This window comes from Pedobacter sp. MC2016-14, assembly GCF_020991475.1.
In the GTDB taxonomy this organism is placed as follows: Bacteria; Bacteroidota; Bacteroidia; order Sphingobacteriales; family Sphingobacteriaceae; genus Pedobacter.
Genome location: NZ_JAJMPA010000003.1, coordinates 151834 through 171975, shown reverse-complemented (window position 1 = coordinate 171975; position 20142 = coordinate 151834). Strand labels below are relative to the sequence as shown.

Below are 20142 nucleotides of genomic sequence, written 5' to 3'. Positions count from 1 at the left end.
ATCAAATATTTTAAATGAATTATTTACGCTGAAATTCAGGAGATCCAATAATTACACCCACCACCTGGGCCAGCATCTTATTGTCAAATGCGGGTTTAACAGGCTTAGCTTTTACCACCCTTAATTCTGGTTGCTCTTTAGCTATCGAATTCATCTCTGCATCCATTCCTGTAGCGGGAGTTGATATTTTTGCTGCCGCATCATTAACCTTTTCTTTGAGATTTGGATCATTTAGCAGTGGTTTTAAACGCTTTATGGTTTCAGTGAGATTGCGCTCAGGCAAAATAATCTTACCATACACTGATAATGCGGCTTCGGAACTTTCTGGTTCATGGTTGTTATTTAAGGCTGCCAGATTAACTTTTATACCGGGAATACGCTGATCTGCCAGAGCCAGCCCAAAGTTCATTCTATTGAGCAGGGAGCCTGTATTGATCCAATACTGACCACGGTCTGGAAAACCTGTAGGCGCCTGGTAGGCATACATTTTTTGTCCCATTTTATTGATCCAGTTGTACAGCTGATAAGGTTGCCTGATGTCGGCATCCAAACTTCTAACCGCACTAATGGCCAATTCAAAAGGAGACTTGGTTTTCTCACGTAGCGACTCTGACGACCAGAATTCCGGTGCCGAAGCCATCGTTATCATCACTTGTTTAATGTCTCCGCTGGTTTTGATAAATGTTTTTTCCATTTTATCTAATAAAGCTGGCGCCGGCTGATCACTCACGAAACGAATGGCTAGTTTACGGGTAATGAAGTTTGCTGTAGCAGGGTGATTGGCAAGCAGGTTAAATAACTGCATCCCTTCCTGATAACCGCCCGAACCGTTAAATTTAGTATTTAAAACTTGTTTATTGGAATCGTCATGACGGGTGGGTACAAAAAGGAAATCGCCCTCATGGACATAACCACGTTCTTCCATTTTGGCTTCTCCAAGTTTTTCCAGTTGGCCTTTAAGCGCAAGTCCGTAGCCAAATTGCCCGGCTGGGTAAAGTGTCCAACCGGTAAGTACCTTTGCCGCTTCAGTGACATCATTTTGGGTATATCCCCCATCAACGCCAAGGGTATGGAGTTCCATCACCTCACGGGCATAGTTTTCATTTAAGCCCGACTTTTTACTAGTTTGCCTCTTACCGTTAGCGGGTGTTGGTGAACCTGTACTGGTATAATTATCCAGGTAGAGTAACATCGCTGGAGATTTTGCAGTAGCGAGTAGAAGGTTTTCAAACTTTCCCGTCACGTTTGGGCGTATAACGTCACGTTCGTATGCCGGAATATAAGGTGCGCATTGATTTTTAGTTAATGAAACATTAAAATGATTGAACCAAAAATCTGTAAGTAATTCCTGTAACTGGTTGTTGCTAAAACTTGCCCTTAGTATTTTTTGATTGATAAACTGACGAATCAACTCCTGTTCAGGCCTTAGGCCCTTTTCCTTCATGTAGGCAGCAACCTGGGCGCGGTATTCTTTTGGCTCTGTTTTATCAATTGAATCTTTATTTATAAATCCATCTTTTATAGCCATTTTTAATGCTTGTCCACCACGGGGATAGATATTGGCTACTTCTGTATTGCTGAGGTTAATGGCATCAAATCCTTCCAGCATAGTGTTTAGCGTATCATCTTTTAGTTTAGCATCTAACTGTTGCTGAAACCATTTTTCCAGTCCTAATTTAACCACGCGGTCAATATCCCCTGGCCTCACACCGTATGTAAAACGACTGAGCAGGTGCGCAGCAGCCTGTCTTTCTGTAAGACCTGATTTTTTATAAGGGAAACTGAACTTTACATAAGCAGCACGTTCCGTTAAGAAAGATGAGCAAATAAGGATGATGCCAATCATGATGATTAAAAAAAACAATGGCAATCTGAATGTTGTTTTCATCGGTAAGTTTTTTAAATCAATGCAATAAAACTGTTATAGTCTCTGTACAACAACAACTCTATTTATAACAGAATTAACTTATTAACAACAAAATAAGAAACATTAATGTTCCATAATTGATGATAATTATGATATTGAGACTATAAAAATGCCGAAAGGATTAACCAGGATTTTGCTTTTCCATCTGCTTGATGATTTTCCCCACTTCTGACTCTGTAGAGCGCAGTTTTTCCTGGCAATAAGCAATCAGGTCAGATGCTCTTTTAACTTTTTGTGCTAAAATATCCACAGACACGGATTCTGTTTCAATGTCATGAGCAATCTCTGTGAGCTCTGCGTAAGCCAATTCGTAGGTTAAGTTCTCCATTAAATGGTTTTTTTAGATTTTACCGTAGTTTTGAGTTCTGTAGCTGCAAGCTGTATAGTCAACTCTGTACCAGGCTCAATAAGACTTGCATCACTGGCAATTTTGTCATCAACTTTTAGAATGGCAAAGCCTTTGTTTAAAATATTCTGCGGACTCATTAGCTTCACTATAGCAGCATAATGACCAAGGTAGCCTTTTTTGTTGGAGAAATAAATTCTTTGGTATGTTTTTAGATTGGCAGCCAGGTTAGAAAGGTCTTTCTTTTTATTAGATATCGTAATTTTGGGATTGGCTACTAATACTCCGGAAAGCTGGAGTAAACTATGCTGATGTGCATGAAGCAGGGTAAGTACATCTTTAACCACCAGTGATTTTATACCCGATAGGTTTTTGCTGTGTAAGGCAAATAACTGCTGAGTCTTAATCAGTATGTTTTTTTGATGGTTAATCACTGCATCTTCAAAAGCCCTGTTGTGGGCAATCAGAAACTCTGCTGCTTTAGTTGGGGTTTTTGTAGCGGTATGTGCCATCAAATCGGCAATTGTTTCATTTTGTTGATGCCCAATACCCGTTATTACAGGAATTGGAAACCTCGCTATCGCCCTATTGAGTTCATAGTTATCAAAAATCAGGAAATCTGTCTGCGCTCCCCCACCTCTAATCAATACCAAGGCATCATAGTTTTTGCCAGATTGATAAACAGCGATCAGTTTATCTAAAAGCGCCTTTGCGTTCGCCTCTCCCTGCACAGGAGTAAAATAATCGTCAATGATAAATTTGTATCCAAAAGCATTGTGCTCCAGGGTATGCCTAAAGTCAAGGTAACCTGCCGAAGTATCTGAAGAAATTACAGCAATTTTTTGCAGTACAGGAAGGAGTTTTAAACTGCTGTTCCTGGTGTGGTAAACGTCACCTGATTTTTGAATAAAATCTGCATTCTCTTTAAGCAACCTTAACAAAGTGGCTTTGCGCTGCTGCTCAAACTGGCCTAGAGTAAAGTTAACATCTATATCCAGTAGATTTAACTGCAAGCCAAATGATGGGTTGTATTGCACAGAGACCTGTACCAATACATTGATGTCATTTTTAAACTTTTGCCCTGTAGCATGTTCAAAATTGGAGATGTTCACTGAGGCATTTCCCCAGGCTCTACCGGCAATTTTGGCTAGTATTTTAGAAGATGTGCTGTCTTTTTCTACAAGCTCAAAATAGTGATAGTTCGTTTGAGCTTTATAATTATGACTGCTAACATCGGCTATAATCCAGTAGGTTTGTCCACCAAAAACACCTGTTATGGTACGCTGTATTTGCTGAGCAAGATCTGACAGGCGTAAAGGCGAATTGGACTGTGGGTTCATGATCAGGAAATTGCCTTAAACATGTTATCAATTAAGACCCGTAATTTAGTTTTGGTACTTAACCAGTTAAAAAGCAAGATGCCGATGCAAGCTGTAGTGATACCAGCTAAAACATCCAGCACATAGTGATGGCTGGTATATACTGCCGTAAACCAAATCCCTATCATGACTACGAAAAAAAACACATTTAATGCACCTAATTTATTTTTCCATCCGTAGTAAAGTACAATTACCGGATAAGAGGAATGTAAGGAAGGCATGGCTGCAAACACATTAGAGCCCTTACTGTATATGGATTGAAATACAGGCAGGTTAAAAAAGTGGTCAAAACGAATTAAGCCGCCTGTATTGCCTGGGGTATGTGCATGAAACTTAAATCCATGCAGTTGCACATACCAGGGTGGTGCTGCTGGATAGGCGTAATAAACGATGAAGCCCAGAAGGTTTACCAGTACAAATGTGAAGGAGAAAAGCAGAAACTGCTTGCGGTTTTTAAAAAACATGAAAGCGGCGAAAGCCAATGGTACCGGGATCCACATTAAATAAAAAAATCCACTCAGCACATCTATAAAAGTATTACTATTTACTTTCCAGTATTCATTTGGAGTAAGTATGGTACCGTTAAGGTGAATCCCGAACATGTGTTTTTCCAGGTTATACAACTCTTCTATGCTTACGCTGTGAAACAGGTAATTTGGAAAAGCCTTCATGTAATCAAACAATATCCAGTAAACGATAAAGATAGAAAAGCCTAAAATGAACTTACGGGTTGCCACAGAAATATAAAAACAGCCGTTAAAAATGGCAACCAACACCAGCTGATCTGACTTATACCCCACCATTATTCTTGACAGTAGCAGGTAAAAAAGAGAAATTGCAGTGGTAATAAGTAAATTTTTAGCCGTTATAAAGGGCTGCCGTGTAGGCAAATCTTTGGGCATTGTTATTTTTTTAGAAAATTTGAACCCAGTATTTTATCCCAAAAATCTGAACTTACCCCATAGCCTTTTGTAGAATCTGAATAATGGTGTAGCATATGGTGGTGTTTCAGCTTTTTCCAGAACCCACTTTTAAAATTAGCATGATGCAGGGCATAATGCGTCATGTCGTAAAAAAGATAGCCTCCTATAAAGCCAATAAAAAAAGCGTAATTGGTGTTATCAGGCAACAGATAATCAAATAGAAAGTAAAATGCCAGTGCCAGCGGAATACTTGCCGATGGTGGCATCACCAGTCGTTTGGCATCATTTGGATAATCGTGGTGCACACCATGAAAAATAAAGTGAATCTTTTTTCCCCATGATGAAGTAGGGTAAAAATGAAATACGTAACGGTGCATCACATATTCTGTAAAACTCCAGATAAATAAACCACAAGCAAGATAGCCAATAAAGCTCAGTATATTCATGTGGTTTTGTACCAGCGATAACCAGCACAAATAAACAATTACTGGTATATATACAATTAGGGGTACGTAAAAACTAACTTTTGATAAACTTTCCAGAAAACCACTCTTGAACATTCTAATGGATTCAGAAGAGTTGGAAATAAAATTCTTTTTCATTGGTATTATACTTTTATACGTTCGGTAATTGGCGTATTATTTACAGGGTTTAATCCCTTTAATTCAACATATTTAACATTTGGCACCCAAAACGTGCCCCCTTCTATCCTCAGAAATATCCGTTCTAACTGGATCTTCTTGTTATTGGCAGTAACATACACATGATATTTTTTATCCTGGTCAGACTTCATGAGGTACATCGGGAATTTTTTATAGGATACAAAATTAAGCTTATATTGGTCATTTCCGATAGCTTCAGAATGAATTCCGTAGGCAAATTTTCTTTGGATATAGCCAAGGTCCTGCTTTTCGCTTTTATCGTTATATCTAATCCAATAAACCAGCACAGGTTCTGCTTTATTAACCATGCCTTTTGCATCCACATTTAACTCGCAAATGATGGTATTTGTATTGGGATCCCGCTGCAGGTAAAAAAGTTGGTGCTGTATGCCCTTAGGCGTTGGAAATTTTACAGGAGATGGGTTGCTTTGATCAGCTTGTGCCATTACTAAATTGGTAGTCCCAAAGTTTAGCAACACAGCCACAATCAATCCCGCAACCAATACTGTTTTATTCAATGCACTATTGTTCTTCTCCTTAAGATCTTCACCATCCAATGCCTTTTTTGCTTCCCTTAACCTATTCACCGCAGTAATATTGGTCATGATCGCCATTATGGTAATTGGGATGGTAAAAATAGACATCGTTTCAAAAACATGAAAAGAAATACCGGGGATATAGATTTTGTAACCGCCGCCAATATAATGACCTGCAATTCCGCAAGCCAATGCACATACCCCAATTGTAATTACACGTTCCGGCCGCTGCATCAATCCACCTTTACATTGTACACCCAGCCCCTCTGCCCTTGCACGGGTATAACTTACCATCATAGAACCTATTAATGCAATAAAAGCAAAAAGAGAACTTAAAAAGTAATGATGAGATACCAGGTAGTAGCAAATCCCCAAAAAAAGAATCATTTCGCTATAACGGTCCAGCACAGAGTCATACATGGCACCAAACTTAGAACTCATGTTTCCCAAACGCGCCACCTGCCCGTCCAGCATATCAAATAAGCCGGCAAATAACACCAGTGCTCCGCCCCATCCCACAAAAGACATATCGCCCCGGTTGGTTTTCTCTGCACCAAAAATAAAGATTACAGCTACGCCGATATTTAAAAATAAGCCTATAGTAGTTACTGCATTTGGCGTAAGCCCAATTTTAATCAACCCCTTTACAAATGGATTAATTACCACATATATGCCTTGCTGTATACGATCACGAAATGTTAATGTTTGCATTTTATTTTTCTGTACGATGTATTAAAAATCAAATTTTACCCTCGCCCTGATACCATATTCAGATACCTCAGGATGATCCAGATAATTGAAACGTTTTACCAAATCTACACGTAAAACTTTAAAAATGTTACTTATCCCAACACTACCTTCAATATAAGGTGTTTTTTCGAGGGTATAAGTAGAGGCTACGCCAGCACTATTTGATGGAAAAGCCAATAATGAAGGGTCATTTGCAGGATCATTCTCTGATCTTATTCCTCCGTATAATGCTTTAAACGACATCGTTTCACGTAGTTTTAGCTTTTTTATCAATGGAATTTTATTGAAAAAGAAACCATTAAAGCTATGATCTATGTTTACGCTGGCATAATGATCACTAACAAACTCCAAAAAGTTCATCAGGTTATAAGAATCCAGTTGATAAGAGTATGTTTGGTTGGCACGGTGAATGCTCATTAAAGGGAATGGCACCTTACCAAAAATATTTCCTCCTTCTAAAGTAACATCTGAATAGCCAAGTTGCGATAAGTAAAAACGCTTATCAAAACGCCCTACCAAACTATGAAAGTCATATTCTCCACCTAAAACACCTTTAATTCCGGCAGTATACCTCAACGTATAAATTGGATACTTATCAATAATCGGAACTCTGTATATTTTACCCTGGTAAAATTTCTCATTAGGTGCATAACGTAAGTTTAAGCTCAATTCAGAAGTTGTAATCTGATCAACTGTATTTAATGCATTATTTACCGTGTTTCTATAATATAAAGAACCTGCAGGGCTTTGTGTCCACTTACGGGCAATCACTTCATAAGAAAAATGATTTTCAAACTCTTTAACATAGTTTATTTTATAGAAGTCGTTATACAATAAAGTATTGTTTTGTCCGCGTTTAAAAGACAACAAGAAGTTATCTTCCTGCACAAACTGCAAATCCTGTCCCGGAATTTTTGTATCCCGCTGGAAACTTCCCCTAATGTAATTTTGCGGAAATGCATAAATAGATTTGTTATTCAGCGAATAGGTACCACTAAAAAAGTATTTCCATTTCTCATCTTTAAATCCATAAGCGCCATAGGTTTCAAAATAATAGCGTTTGCTCAATTCCGGAGTGGTTCTTCCACCCAGTCTAAGACGAAATCCTTCAACATTGTTGAAACTGTAAAAAGTATTTACTGGTCCAACTTCAAATGGACCAAAGTTTTTATATCCCGCAAACAGGAGCGTTACCAAATCTGCAGTTCTTTTAAAAGATGGAATGGTTTGCAAAGTATCAATGTTCTTGTAAATATTAGTATTTGCAAGCACGCTTGAATCCCGCTGAACACTCCAGAACAGATCTGACTGTTCTTCAGCCTTTGGTGCAATAACCATACTAGGGCCAGCAAATAAAGTATCAGCCTGCGGCTGGTTGATCTTATAGTCTCTAATAGATACCGTACGCTGCCCAGTAAAACCACCCCCTTTATTTTTACTGATCCCAAAATCGATAACCAAATTTGTTTTTGACAAATGATAGCGCCCGTCCGGATTTTTTTCAAAATCTAATTTCGCCTCCAAGGCACGTACAAAATTAAGGTTCACATTTTTATTCACGGTAAGGTAGGCATCCTGAACGGCATAGTTTCCGTCCATGGTAATATACATCTTACCTTCAAACAAAAGATCTGTATTATTTCTCGGAATAAAAGAAAGCTCTATTAGATTAGGCTGATGATCCTTTATGGTATCTGTAATAAAAAATTTATAAAAGGTTGGAGATGCATCTGCAATAGGACTCAAAAATTGATTACTAACCAGCGAAATGTTACTTTCATAGATATTGATATCAGCATACATCCGTTCAAAGTATTTACTTAAACCTTTGGTATCAATAAATTTGCTGTCATAATTTACATGCTTATCTCCTGTTAAAATGGTTTTCTTTTTTTCAGGAGATTTTTGAAGATAATTTTGAGAAACCTTCTCTTCCATATATACAGGAAGGGTTAGCTTACCACCAATCTTTGTAGAATCCTGCTCCTCAAAAAGAAACTGATAATTTTTAAAGATCCTTTTATTTTTAAATTTATCAGATAAATTACTTAACGAGAAAACCATCTGCTCATATTGCTGATACTCTACCTGATCGTAGTTCTTGTTCTGGTTTTTAGCCCTGTTTTCAATTACCTTCCTGATCAGTTCTACCGCCGGATTGTTTTTATTTCTATAAGCCGGACGTTTGTTAGAAGTTATCGTTACTTCAGTAAGACTTTGAGCTTCAGATTGAAGTCTGATGTTTAAGATTTGACTTTTACCTGGTTCAACCGCAACGTACGAGGTCTTATAGCCTACGTAACTTACCTGGAGCTGATCATATTTTTCACTTGTAGAAATGGTGTACTTCCCATCTGCATCTGTCCTTGTTTTAATGTCAGTTCCCTTAAACAATACCGTAGCATATGGAACGGGATCTTTATCGGCGGCATCAGTAACAACCCCAGAGATCAGGGTTTGCTGAGCGTAACTTTGCAAAGCAAACAACGGCAAAACGAATACCAGAAAGTATATTTTTTTGAGTTGATTTTTCATAACTATATAAATACAAATTTTTTCTGCATCAGGTAATTGTAACTAACCCCTACGGTGCAGGTAACTATGATTTTTGAAAGCAAATAATTTAAATGAAGATAATGGGTAACTATAAATACGCCACCTGTGGTAAGCAACAAATTACCAACCCATACTAAGATGTATCTTATGGCCTGATGGCTAACTTTGCGTTCCGTAGATTCAAATACCCAGTTGCGTCCCATTGCAAAATTCACAATGCCGCCGGCCGTTGTACCTAGCGCACTACCCACTACATACCAGATACTTAGAACCTGCGTACAGACTAATGTGGTAAGAAAGTCAATAATTGAGGCCGAAAGTGAGGCGACCTGAGCCTTTACAAAAGTGGCCACGCTATAGTATATTAAATATTAAAATAAAATGTAATACGATGTTCGCATAAACGCCGGCAAGCACATCATCAAACATCACTCCCCAACCTCCGGGCAGTGCTTCAAGGCGTTTAATATATAATGGTTTAACAATGTCAAAAAATCTGAAAAGTACAAGTCCTGCAAGCACATTACTTAACGTTACAGGAATCCACAACAGGGTTATACACATACCAGCAACTTCATCTATTACTACTCTTTGATGATCTTTGCCCCAAATTGTTTCAACAATATTTCCAGACCAAATGCCCAGCCCTGTTATAAAAGCTGTTATAACCAGCGAATAAAGATAATTGTCTGCTGTTCCAGGATTAAAATAGGACATAAAATACCAAACCAAACATGTAGCTGCTGCAGCTACAGTTCCTGCCCCTTTACCGATATATCCTATACCAAGGCTGGTTGATGTGATTTTATGGAACAACATTTTAATAACTAACTCATTTATATTGTCTAACTGCTATGATCAATTTAATCACACAGCAGCTCTTTTTATCCTATCGATTTCTCGAAGATTCTATATTTTTTATAAGGAACGCCCTTAATCGCAATAATCGCATTATTAACTAAATCATTATGCTCTAATGTCCAACCAGCCTCAGCATACTTTAATCCCTTAGCTCTATAGGCCTTAATAATCCCGCCATAAAGACATGCCTCTATACCAAGTTTACGATAGCCATCTATTACACCAAGAAGTAAAATTCTAATTCCTGTTACTTTTTTCTTACCAAACAGCAGTTTAAAGATACCTGTTGGAAATAGTCGGCCCTTTTTAATCTTAATTTGAATCTGGTTCATATCTGGAATTGCTGCTCCAAATCCAACCAGTTTACCATTTTGCTCTGCTACCAAACAAAAGTCAGGATCCAGTACCAATTTTAAATCTTTAGCCTGGTAATCAAATTCCTCATCATTTAAAGGAACAAAACCTGTATTCTTATCCCAGGCTTTGTTATAAATTTCACGAAGGCTTTCTGATTCCTTCTTGAAATTCTTCATATTAATTTTGCGAATGGTGATTTCACTTCGCTTTAAGCGCTCCTCCAACCTGTCCATCAACTTTACAGACCGGTCATCGTAATTATCTCCTTCAAATTTCCAGGCCAGCAGGTCCACTTGTTTTTGCAAACCGAAACCTGCAAGTAAATCGGCATAATAAGGTGCATTATAAGGCATCATCACTACTGGTGGAGAATCAAAGCCTTCAATTAGCAACCCGCATGATTCATTGGTAGAGAAATTTACAGGCCCCATCAACTTGTTGGTAACGCCTTTTTCTTTCAGCCATTTAACTGCGGTCTGCAACAACAGGTTGGCAGCATCCTGATCATTAATACAATCAAAAAAGCCAAAAAAACCATCACTGGTCGCATTCTGCGAATTGTAACTGTTGTTTAGGATCGCAGCAATTCTGCCTATGATTTTACCATTATCAAACAGTAGAAAACATTGCAGGGAAGAATGCTTATGAAACGGATGCGTTGTAAGCAAGTCCTTCTGAGCTATAAAAAGCTCAGGGACGTACATTGGATCCGCTTTATATAAATCGTGTGGAAAATCAATAAATGAGCCGAGTTCCTTTTTTGATTTAACCTCAACTATTGTTTTCATATGTTAACCTTAGCTGGCGTAAGTTGAACTTCAACTTCTTTAAAAGCCGCGGTCAATTTTTCAACAGCCTCATCAATTTGCGAAAAAGAGTGGGTAGCCATCAAAGAAAACCTGATCAGCGAAGAATCTGAAGGAACTGCAGGTGAAACAACCGGATTTACAAAAATCCCATTGTTGTGCAAAATATTTGTAATCAGGAATGTTTTATCGTTATCTCTGATGTAAACAGGAATAATCGGGCTATCAGTATGTCCAATATCAAAACCAGCATCTAAAAGCAACTTTTTAGCATAGTTTGTATTGTCCCAAAGCTTATCAATTCTTTCCGGTTCAGATTCAATAATATCAAGTGCAGCGATTACACTGGCAACAGCTGATGGAGGCATACTTGCACTAAACATTAAAGAACGTGCACGATGTTTAATATATTCTATAGTTTCCTCTGTACCGGCAATAAAACCACCAAGCGATGCAAGGGATTTACTAAATGTACCCATGATCAGGTCTACCTTATCATTAAGGTTAAAATGCGAAGCCGTCCCAGAACCATTAAAACCGATAACACCTAAACTGTGTGCATCGTCCATCATAATATTAGCACCAAATTCATCGGCTATCTTTACAATTTCAGGAAGATTAACAAGATCACCCTCCATACTAAAAATACCATCAGCAACAATAAGCTTAGCGGAGTCTTCAGGGAGTCTGCTCAATTTTTTACGCAAATCTTCCATGTCATTGTGCGCATATTTAATAGAACGCGAAAATGAGAGGCGACTTCCATCAATAATAGAGGCATGGTCATACTCATCAAGTATCAGGTAATCATTTCTGTCCAGCAGACAAGAAATCACACCCAGATTAACTTGAAATCCAGTACTAAAAAGCACTGCAGACTCTTTACCTACGTAAGCAGCAAGTCTTCTTTCCAGTTCAAGATGAATATCCAGCGTACCATTTAAAAAGCGTGATCCAGCGCAACCAGTTCCATATTTATCAATTGCAAGCTTCGCAGCTTCCTTAATTTTTGGGTGGTTGGTTAATCCGAGATAGGAGTTTGAACCAAACATCAATACTTTCTTTCCATCTATAATCACCTCAGTATCCTGAGCAGATTCGATAGAACGAAAATATGGGTATAAGCCTTTTTTCTTGATTGCAGACGCATCTTGAAAAGATGCAATCCTATCATGTAGTTTTTTACGCATGCCTGAACTGTATAATTTTTACCTCAGATAGTTTCATTTATTTTTGTGTAAGCCCTGTATGTAATGCACACAGATTATTCGGTTGACCTAATATATTAAAAATATGTTAATTTAACATGAAACAAAAGTAATTCATTTCCCACACATCCGCAACATCACAAAATGCCTGTTTTAATATATTGAAATCAAATTACACAAAAATGTTATAATGATTGACTAAATTCAATAATGAGTCAAAAATACAAATTGTACTCAATTATATCAGAATATTTACTGTAATGAATCAAAAAATTACACGCTTATAACAACAAAACGCTAAAATGAAAACCTGATTTTCATTCCGCCATTCGTTAACCTGAGTTCTTCCTGAGATAATTTACCTAATGGCACCTTTATAAAAGGTTCTAGCACAAAATTATACCTAGAAAAAACCTGCTGTTTTCTCCCAACAGAAAAATTCAAGAAACCTACATAGCTATTTCCATTCAAGGTATTTGATGCAGGCTCAATATTCTCCCCTACCAGGTACGCAGTTGAGGTAAAAGATTGTCCGGTATTTGCATCTAAAGAACTTCTGGATACCGGCATAGAAGACAAATAACTATTATCCCTTTTTTCATTTAGCACCGTAAAATAAGATACACCAACAGAGGTGTAAAAATGGCTGTTCACATTATAAGTTAAGGCTATGGGAATATCTATTGCACTAATATTGGTTGCAGAAGAGGTTAACTGCCTTGTGGGTGATAGCGATGATACAGTTGAGCCCTGGTCAAACCGCCTGCTGGCATCTAACTGCATAAAGGCAATACCCGAGCTCAAAGAAAAGGATTTGGATAATTTAAATGCGGTGCTTAATCCGGCTCCCATATTCAAATTTGAATTTGTCATCGTTGGCAATAACTCTACACCAAAATCCCAATTGGATTCCTTTTTTGTATTTTTTGCAGATTTTACCACATCATGCTGTTCGCTTTCCCTTTTTAAAAAATCAATGAAACGCTCTTTAGCTGCAGTATCCGTATTGTACCGATCTGTTCCCGCAATCGCTTTATTTTTCACGATAGGTTTCGTTGTATGGTATGGAAGAGTATCCATAACATCGGGTAGTATAGCAATGCTGGTATTTATAGTATCCTGCAAAAAACGCTGCAAAGGTATTGCCCGGGCTGGTTTTAACTTTCTTTTTAAGGCTTGGCTTTTTAAAACTTTATGTTCGTCTGTCGTATTCTTTAAATCTACACTGCTTAAAGAACCTTTGTTATAAATGGTATGAGTAGTAAAAAGATCCTTTACTTCTAAAGGGATAAGCCACATCACCAATAGAAAAACTGCGGCAATATTAACCCATTTACCCCATCTAAAGAATGCAGGTGATTTTGGTTGGGCAAAAGCTTCCCAGGCACCGGGTTCATAGGCTTCCTCATACCCTTTTAAAAGTTCAGAAATTTCGGGAATCAACTCTCTTTTTCCTGGCTTATCCATCAGCACTCCATATTTTTTTTATACAGCTCCCTTAACTTTTGTTTTGCCCTGGTTAAATACGTTCTGCTTGAACTTTCAGGGATATGTATCATTTTAGCAATCTCATCGTGACTAAAGCCCTCAATCTCATATAAATTAAAGACGGTTTTATGTAAATCAGGCAAACGGTGCAAAAGCTTTAAAATATCCTCTACATGTAGCTTATCATCAACATATACATGATTTGTAGGATGCTCCGTGTATTCATCAACATAACTTAGCATAGTTTTATTTGATCTGATCCGGTCCAGCGCTGTCCTGGCCGTAATTCTGGCTAACCAAGATTTAAATGTTTTCTTAAAATCATCCAGCACATCATCGTGCTTAAAATCGTACATGTTCTTAAATGCTTTTATAAAACTATCATTTACAACCTCCTTAGCGGTATCCCTGTCTTGAAGGTACCGCATAGCAACCCCCATAAGATAGCCCCAGTAAAGCTTATAGATCCGCTCCTGTATTTTATTATCACGGCTTCCCAGGCCCTTAATAATTTCCCGGAATAGTATCTGATCATTATCCACGCTTCGCTAAGCCTATGTCTAGTTGTTAACCTTCATAACTTCTATAAACGCAGCATTTTTTACAAACGCTACAACCACCTGCATCTTTTTTTTTGCGACTGCATTTTTTGAAGGTGATTTACAATTTTAACAAATAATTGTAGCGTTTACTAAAAAACTGTCGTTTTGCCTACAAAAACATTTCATTAATAACACTTAAACAATTTAAAAATGAAACTCAACACTGTATTTTTCAACACGCGACTCACAAGAACATTTTTACTTACAGCAGCGGCAGGTATCGCCATTTTATTCAATGCCTGTAAACAAGATGATGTGGTGTATACCCCAACAATAGCAGCCCTTTCAATTGTGAATGCTTCCCCAAATTCACCATCGCTTGATTTTTACATCGACAACCAGCGGGTAAATACCAATGGACTGTTATTTGGTGATAAAATTGAATACCAAAGGGCATATCAGGGCAACCGCAATACTTCGGTAGCCGTTACTGGTGCACAAACTCCCCTCATCACTAAAACGATAAACCTGGTGGCGGCACAATACCACTCGCTGTACATTGTAGGAAACCAGGAGTCACTGGACTATGTGCTTCTGAAAGATGATGAAACAGATCCGGCGGCTACAAAGGCCAAAGTAAGGTTTGTTAACCTGTCTCCAGATGCGCCTGCTTTAAATTTAGAAGTTGTTGGAGACGCAACACCGTTTACCGACCTGGCCTATAAAGCCTTTACCCCTTTTAAAGATGTGACGCCTGCTACCGCTACGCTAAAGTTAACCAACAAAACAACAGGAGCTTTAGTAGCCACCCTGGAAAATGTTGAATTAAAAAAAGGCAAGACTTACACCATCTGGGCTAAAGGACTGGTTACAACCACCGTTGACGCACAAAAACTGTCTATTAAAGTAACAGAGCACGGTTAAGTCTGTTTCGCATTCTCATAAATGATAAAAACCATCGGTTATCCGATGGTTTTTATTTTTACTATCTCCTGCCCTGCCTTAATATAAAGGCGCCAAGCATTAAAGCAACTGATAATCCCGATATTCCAGGAAACAGTATAAATAAATATAAAAGTCCACTTACTCCAATAACGGCAAGAACAAATAACAAACCTTTTAAAGGACTTTCCATTTTAAATGCAGCAATAGCAGCAAACAAATAAAACGTAAACGCCATGATATATATAAACATATGCAAAGATGCCTTCTTTATGTTAATTTAATGTTAAGGATCGCTAAATATTTACGTTTTTGCCGTTTATTTAATCAGCGTCTCTTTGTCAGGCCTTACAATCATTCTTAGCGACTGATCCTTTGTCATATAGGCAACCATCCAGTTAGACAGCGTTTTAAGCCTGTTTCTATAATTGATAATGGACAATAAATGCACAAATAACCAGGCTACCCAAGCTATAAATCCATTAAAATGAATTTTAGGTGAAGGCAAATCAGCCACCGCCTTATTTCTTCCAATGATGGCCATAGAACCTTTATCATGGTACACAAAGGGTTTTAATGCCTCTCCTTTCAACCCTCTAATTAAATTCCTGGCCAAATTAATACCCTGCTGCAAGGCCACCTGTGCCACCTGCGGGTGTCCGTCTTTAAAATTAACATCCGTAGTCTGAATACAAGTATCACCAATGGCATAAATATTTTCTGTACCCAGAACCTTATTATACTCGTCGGTAATCAACCGTTTGCCACGACCATAACATTGCTCATCAACTCCTTTAAAAACCAAAGAGGTAACACCAGCAGCCCAAATTAAGGTTTTGGTCACAATGGTATCTCCATTTGCAAAATGTACGGTATCGTCAACATAGTCTTTCACAAGACTGTTCAGCAAAATTTTAACCCCCATCTTTGTCAGGGTGTCGTACGTATAACGCTGAGACTTCTCACTCATTGGTGTCAGTAAAGTCTTCACTCCGTCTACCAAATATACTTCACCATGAGAACCAATCAGTTCAGGGTAATCCCTCGGAATGATATTTTTTCTGATTTCAGCGAACATACCAGAAATTTCAACCCCCGTAGGTCCGCCTCCGGCAACCACAATGGTGAGCAGTTTTTTCCGTTCTGCCGGGTCCTTGGTTCTTGAGGCCATCTCCAGGCGCTCAAGCAAGGTATTCCTCATGTAAAGCGCATTTTCTACCGTTTTCATAGGTATAGCATTGTTCTTTACATTCTCCATCCCAAAATAATTGGTAGTAGTACCCGTAGCAAACACCAGCAAATCGTATTTTACCTCACCGGTGGTTAAAATCAACCTGTTTTCGCCCTGAATAACCTCTTCTACTTCTCCCATTTGAAAGGTAAAATTCTTTTTGCCCCTAAATAACTTCCTGAATGGATACGTGATATTAGATGACTCCAGATAACCCGTAGCAACCTGGTAAATAAGGGGAGGAAAAAAGTTATAATTATTTTTATCGATCAGCGTAATTTCAAAAGCGTCATTATCGGTGAGGTTTTTAGCCAGGTTTAACCCCGCAAAGCCACCACCAACAATTACAATCTTTTTAGATAGTTCAGACATTTTATTCTCTTTTATACAAGGCCATTCAGCCCATCAGTTTTTAATCGCTCTAACGTTTTCTTTGTATCTTCAAAACTCGTATGCTGAAAAGCTTTGATACCAAGTTTTTGTGCCGTATTCACAAACATCATCCGGTCATCAAAATAAACACACTGTTCTGCAGAAACCTGTGCTATTCCCATTGCCAGTTTAAATATGCCAGGGTCAGGCTTCCTCATTTTAACTTCACATGAAGAAATAAAAGCATCAAAACAAAGGTGTAATTTAAATTTTTCAACCCGGTAATCGTTCAGTTCTTTCCCTTCATTATTGATAGAAATCACCCTAAACCCGCAGTCTTTTTTCCATTCTTTTAACCAGGCCAGCATGTCCGGCAATTCTTTGGACTGGGCATAAATAAACTCTTTAAAATCTTCACGTGTAAAATCACGCGGATGGTTAAAGATCACTACATCCAGGTATTCGTCCAGTGTAATACTACCTATCTCATAAATGTTAAATACAAAGTTATGCAGGGCATTAACTTCGTCGTAATCCAAACCAAACTTAGAAGATGCTTCTTTCCTTGATTCGTGTCCCCATCCATTTGTAAGTAGTATCCCACCTATATCAAAAAACAATATTTTTAAATCTGCTTTCTTCATTCTTATTTATTTAGAACTTCTTTAGCGCGGTCTACAACATTGGCTGGTGTAAAACCAAAATGTTTATACAAATCTTCCGCCGGCGCAGACTCACCAAAAGTGGTCATACCCAAAATAGCGCCTTCATCAGTGGTATATTTATGCCAGCCCATCGGCGATGCCATCTCTACCGCCAAACGCTTACGGATCGCTTTAGGAAAAACCTCCTCTTTATATGCTGCATTCTGCTGCTCAAATAATTCCCATGAAGGCATGCTCACCACACGCGTAGAAATTCCGTCTTTTTCAAGAATTTCCTGTGCCTGCAAAATCAGCGCCACTTCAGAACCCGTGGCCATCAAAATCAATTCAGGCTTACTGCTGGATTCAGATAAGATATAAGCTCCTTTTTCAAGTCCTGTTGCCTTACCAAATTTATCCTGATCCAGAACAGGCAATGCCTGCCGGGTAAAGACCAGTACCGTTGGGCCTCCTTTTTTCTCTATGGCCACACGCCAGGCCTGTGCTGTTTCATTTGCATCCGCCGGCCTAATTACCGTTACATTCGGTATAGACCTTAAAGATGCAAGCTGCTCAACCGGTTGGTGTGTGGTACCATCCTCTCCAAGGCCAATACTGTCATGGGTATAAACAAAAATCGGACTCACCTTCATAATCGCCGCCAAACGGATCGGCGGACGCATATATTCAGAAAACATTAAAAACGTAGCGCCAAAAGGTATAATTCCTTTGGTTAAGGCCAGTCCATTTAAGGCAGATCCCATAGCATGTTCACGGATACCAAAATGGAAGTTACGTCCGGCCCTGTTTTCCGCGGTAAAAGAATCAAAATCTTTAAGGGTAGTTTCTGTTGATGGAGAAAGGTCTGCCGCACCGCCAATCAAGTTTGGCAAACTGCCCGCTATGGCATTTAACACTTTTCCTGAGGCTTGCCTTGTCGCCATCTTAGGTTCAGAAGCTTTAAAAGCAGGAAGCTGGTCTTTCCACCCTTCAGGCAACTTTCCGTCCCGGGCAAGTTCATATTCTGCTGCCAGTTCAGGATATTTCTTCCGGTAGTCTGCAAAGAGTTCGTCCCATTTTTTTTCATAGGTTATGCCTCTTTCGCCTTTTTCTTTATAATATTTAGCTACCTCTTTCGGAATATGGAAAGAAAGCTCAGGATCAAAACCAAAAAATTCTTTTACCAGTTTCAGCTCCTCAGCACCCAGGGGAGATCCATGTGAACCTGCAGTACCAGATTTATTTGGACTTCCATAAGCAATCAGCGACCGAACCCTGATCAGTGAAGGTTTTTGACTTTCAGCCTTCGCATTAATTAAAGCCAATTCTAAGGCATGGATGTCATTTGCGTCAGGTAAGTCCTGTACATGCCAGCCATAAGACCTAAACCGCGCACTTACATCTTCGTTAAAGGTAATATCTGTACTTCCTTCTATAGAAATGTGGTTGTCATCGTACAAATAAATTAAATTACCAAGCTGCAGGTGACCGGCCAGAGAAGCGGCTTCAGAAGTCACCCCTTCCATCATATCGCCGTCACTCACAATAGCGTAAACGTTGTAATTAAAAAGCTTGTAACCCGGTCTATTGTAACGCGCAGCCAGGTGTTTTTGTCCTATCGCAAAACCCACACCATTGGCAAAACCCTGCCCAAGCGGACCAGTGGTTACGTCAATACCCGGTGCCAGTCCATATTCAGGATGCCCTGCGGTTTTACTGTTTAGTTGTCTGAAATTTTTAAGGTCATCCAGCGATAAATCATAACCCGTTAAATGCAAAAAGCTGTATTGTAACATACAGGCATGACCCGCAGACAGTATAAACCGGTCACGGTTAGCAAAATCAGGATTTTTAGGATTATAATTTAAGAATTTAGACCATAAAACATGACCTAAAGGGGCAAGCGCCATTGCCGTGCCGGGATGTCCGGAATTTGCTTTTTGAACAGCGTCTGCAGAAAGTACCCTTACAGTATTTATAGCTAATTCTTCAATGCCTTTTGTATTCGATTCCATATTGATAAATGTAGTAATCACATACCGTGATTATGTGTTTAAATGTCTATTTAACATCTAAAATTCAAAACAGTTCAAATACTTTTAAAAAAGAAGAAAGAATTAATCTTTCTTCTCCAAAAATGTCATATAAAATGCTGCAATAGCAATAATCGCACAAATCGGAGCTAAAATTAATATGATTTCTTTATTTTGTAATACCGTGCAAATTGTCATAATTCAAATTTTTCATGAAGGTATATAAAATTTGATATTTATCAAATAAAATCTGTTTTCTATACCAGCTAGTTCATTTGAAGTTCGGCTTGCTGCTCTGCCATCAACTCCTTAAAACCCTTACCCTCAATCTTAAAATTGGCAAGTTCACCAGGTCCAACCTCAAATAAAATTTCAAGCTTCCTCACCGTTTCATAGGGAATGTCACTTTCGTCATCCAGCAAAAGATTGCGATAGTTATTAAAGGTATTAATTGACTTGTCAATCACCTTCGGGATAATCTTCGTCATAAACTTATACTGTCTGACAGTGAGGTTATCCATACACTCATGAATTTTGTATTTGTACATTTTTTTATGTGTTTTTAATTACTCCAAAATA

The 20142-nt window shown here is 38.4% G+C and carries 18 protein-coding genes; 1 reads left to right on the top strand and 17 read right to left on the bottom strand.

The window, feature by feature from the left end:
• Nucleotides 1-19: 19 nt before the first annotated feature.
• The 13 genes from LPB86_RS16070 to LPB86_RS16010 all read right to left on the bottom strand — a co-directional run bounded on the left by LPB86_RS16070 (nt 20) and on the right by LPB86_RS16010 (nt 14341).
• A complete protein-coding gene (locus tag LPB86_RS16070; RefSeq protein WP_230645810.1) occupies nt 20-1888 on the bottom strand; it encodes a DUF1800 domain-containing protein in 1869 nt (622 codons plus the stop codon).
• Between the two features lie 160 nt (nt 1889-2048).
• On the bottom strand, nt 2049-2255 hold the full coding sequence (gene xseB / locus LPB86_RS16065; protein ID WP_230645809.1) for an exodeoxyribonuclease VII small subunit: 207 nt from the start codon (nt 2253-2255) through the stop codon (nt 2049-2051).
• Nucleotides 2255-3613, bottom strand: a complete 1359-nt coding sequence (gene xseA, locus LPB86_RS16060) for an exodeoxyribonuclease VII large subunit (protein ID WP_230645807.1) — start codon at nt 3611-3613, stop codon at nt 2255-2257. The genes xseB and xseA overlap by 1 nt, the downstream gene beginning before the upstream one ends.
• Before the next feature lie 2 nt (nt 3614-3615).
• Nucleotides 3616-4554, bottom strand: coding sequence for a phosphatase PAP2 family protein (locus LPB86_RS16055; RefSeq protein ID WP_230645805.1), 939 nt, complete (start codon nt 4552-4554; stop codon nt 3616-3618).
• Nucleotides 4555-4556: 2 nt separating this feature from the next.
• Entirely contained in the window at nt 4557-5177 is a 621-nt protein-coding gene (locus tag LPB86_RS16050) for a sterol desaturase family protein (RefSeq protein WP_230645803.1), read from the bottom strand.
• A gap of 5 nt (nt 5178-5182) precedes the next feature.
• The gene (locus tag LPB86_RS16045) at nt 5183-6484 is read right to left on the bottom strand and encodes a DUF4833 domain-containing protein (RefSeq protein ID WP_230645801.1); all 1302 of its coding nucleotides are present in this window, start codon (nt 6482-6484) and stop codon (nt 5183-5185) included.
• A 21-nt stretch (nt 6485-6505) separates the two neighbouring features.
• Nucleotides 6506-9058 carry a DUF5686 and carboxypeptidase-like regulatory domain-containing protein gene (locus LPB86_RS16040; RefSeq protein ID WP_230645799.1) on the bottom strand — a complete coding sequence of 851 codons (2553 nt, stop codon included), beginning with the start codon at nt 9056-9058 and terminating at the stop codon, nt 6506-6508.
• Between the two features lie 2 nt (nt 9059-9060).
• Nucleotides 9061-9432 carry a GtrA family protein gene (locus LPB86_RS16035; RefSeq protein WP_230645797.1) on the bottom strand — a complete coding sequence of 124 codons (372 nt, stop codon included), beginning with the start codon at nt 9430-9432 and terminating at the stop codon, nt 9061-9063.
• Nucleotide 9433: 1 nt separating this feature from the next.
• The gene (locus tag LPB86_RS16030) at nt 9434-9898 is read right to left on the bottom strand and encodes a phosphatidylglycerophosphatase A (protein ID WP_230645795.1); all 465 of its coding nucleotides are present in this window, start codon (nt 9896-9898) and stop codon (nt 9434-9436) included.
• Nucleotides 9899-9963: 65 nt separating this feature from the next.
• Entirely contained in the window at nt 9964-11085 is a 1122-nt protein-coding gene (locus tag LPB86_RS16025; protein WP_230645793.1) for a hypothetical protein, read from the bottom strand.
• On the bottom strand, nt 11082-12293 hold the full coding sequence (locus LPB86_RS16020; protein WP_230645791.1) for an aminotransferase class I/II-fold pyridoxal phosphate-dependent enzyme: 1212 nt from the start codon (nt 12291-12293) through the stop codon (nt 11082-11084). Before LPB86_RS16020 ends, LPB86_RS16025 begins: the two co-directional genes overlap by 4 nt.
• 315 nt (nt 12294-12608) lie before the next feature.
• Nucleotides 12609-13778 carry a hypothetical protein gene (locus LPB86_RS16015; RefSeq protein ID WP_230645789.1) on the bottom strand — a complete coding sequence of 390 codons (1170 nt, stop codon included), beginning with the start codon at nt 13776-13778 and terminating at the stop codon, nt 12609-12611.
• Entirely contained in the window at nt 13778-14341 is a 564-nt protein-coding gene (locus LPB86_RS16010; RefSeq protein WP_230645787.1) for an RNA polymerase sigma factor, read from the bottom strand. Before LPB86_RS16010 ends, LPB86_RS16015 begins: the two co-directional genes overlap by 1 nt.
• A 210-nt stretch (nt 14342-14551) precedes the next feature.
• On the opposite strand from LPB86_RS16010, the gene LPB86_RS16005 reads away from it, so the two are divergent.
• Nucleotides 14552-15265, top strand: a complete 714-nt coding sequence (locus LPB86_RS16005; protein WP_230645785.1) for a DUF4397 domain-containing protein — start codon at nt 14552-14554, stop codon at nt 15263-15265.
• Between the two features lie 337 nt (nt 15266-15602).
• Here the strand turns inward: LPB86_RS16005 and LPB86_RS16000 are convergent, their stop codons facing one another.
• The 4 genes from LPB86_RS16000 to LPB86_RS15985 form a co-directional block, all read right to left on the bottom strand.
• Nucleotides 15603-16886, bottom strand: coding sequence for an NAD(P)/FAD-dependent oxidoreductase (locus LPB86_RS16000; protein ID WP_230645782.1), 1284 nt, complete (start codon nt 16884-16886; stop codon nt 15603-15605).
• Between the two features lie 11 nt (nt 16887-16897).
• Nucleotides 16898-17530, bottom strand: a complete 633-nt coding sequence (locus LPB86_RS15995) for an HAD family hydrolase (RefSeq protein ID WP_230645779.1) — start codon at nt 17528-17530, stop codon at nt 16898-16900.
• A gap of 2 nt (nt 17531-17532) precedes the next feature.
• Nucleotides 17533-19545 (bottom strand): transketolase, encoded by a 2013-nt coding sequence (gene tkt, locus LPB86_RS15990; protein WP_230645777.1) that lies wholly within the window; start codon nt 19543-19545, stop codon nt 17533-17535.
• A 284-nt stretch (nt 19546-19829) separates the two neighbouring features.
• Entirely contained in the window at nt 19830-20084 is a 255-nt protein-coding gene (locus LPB86_RS15985; RefSeq protein WP_230645775.1) for a hypothetical protein, read from the bottom strand.
• Between the last annotated feature and the right edge of the window lie 58 nt (nt 20085-20142).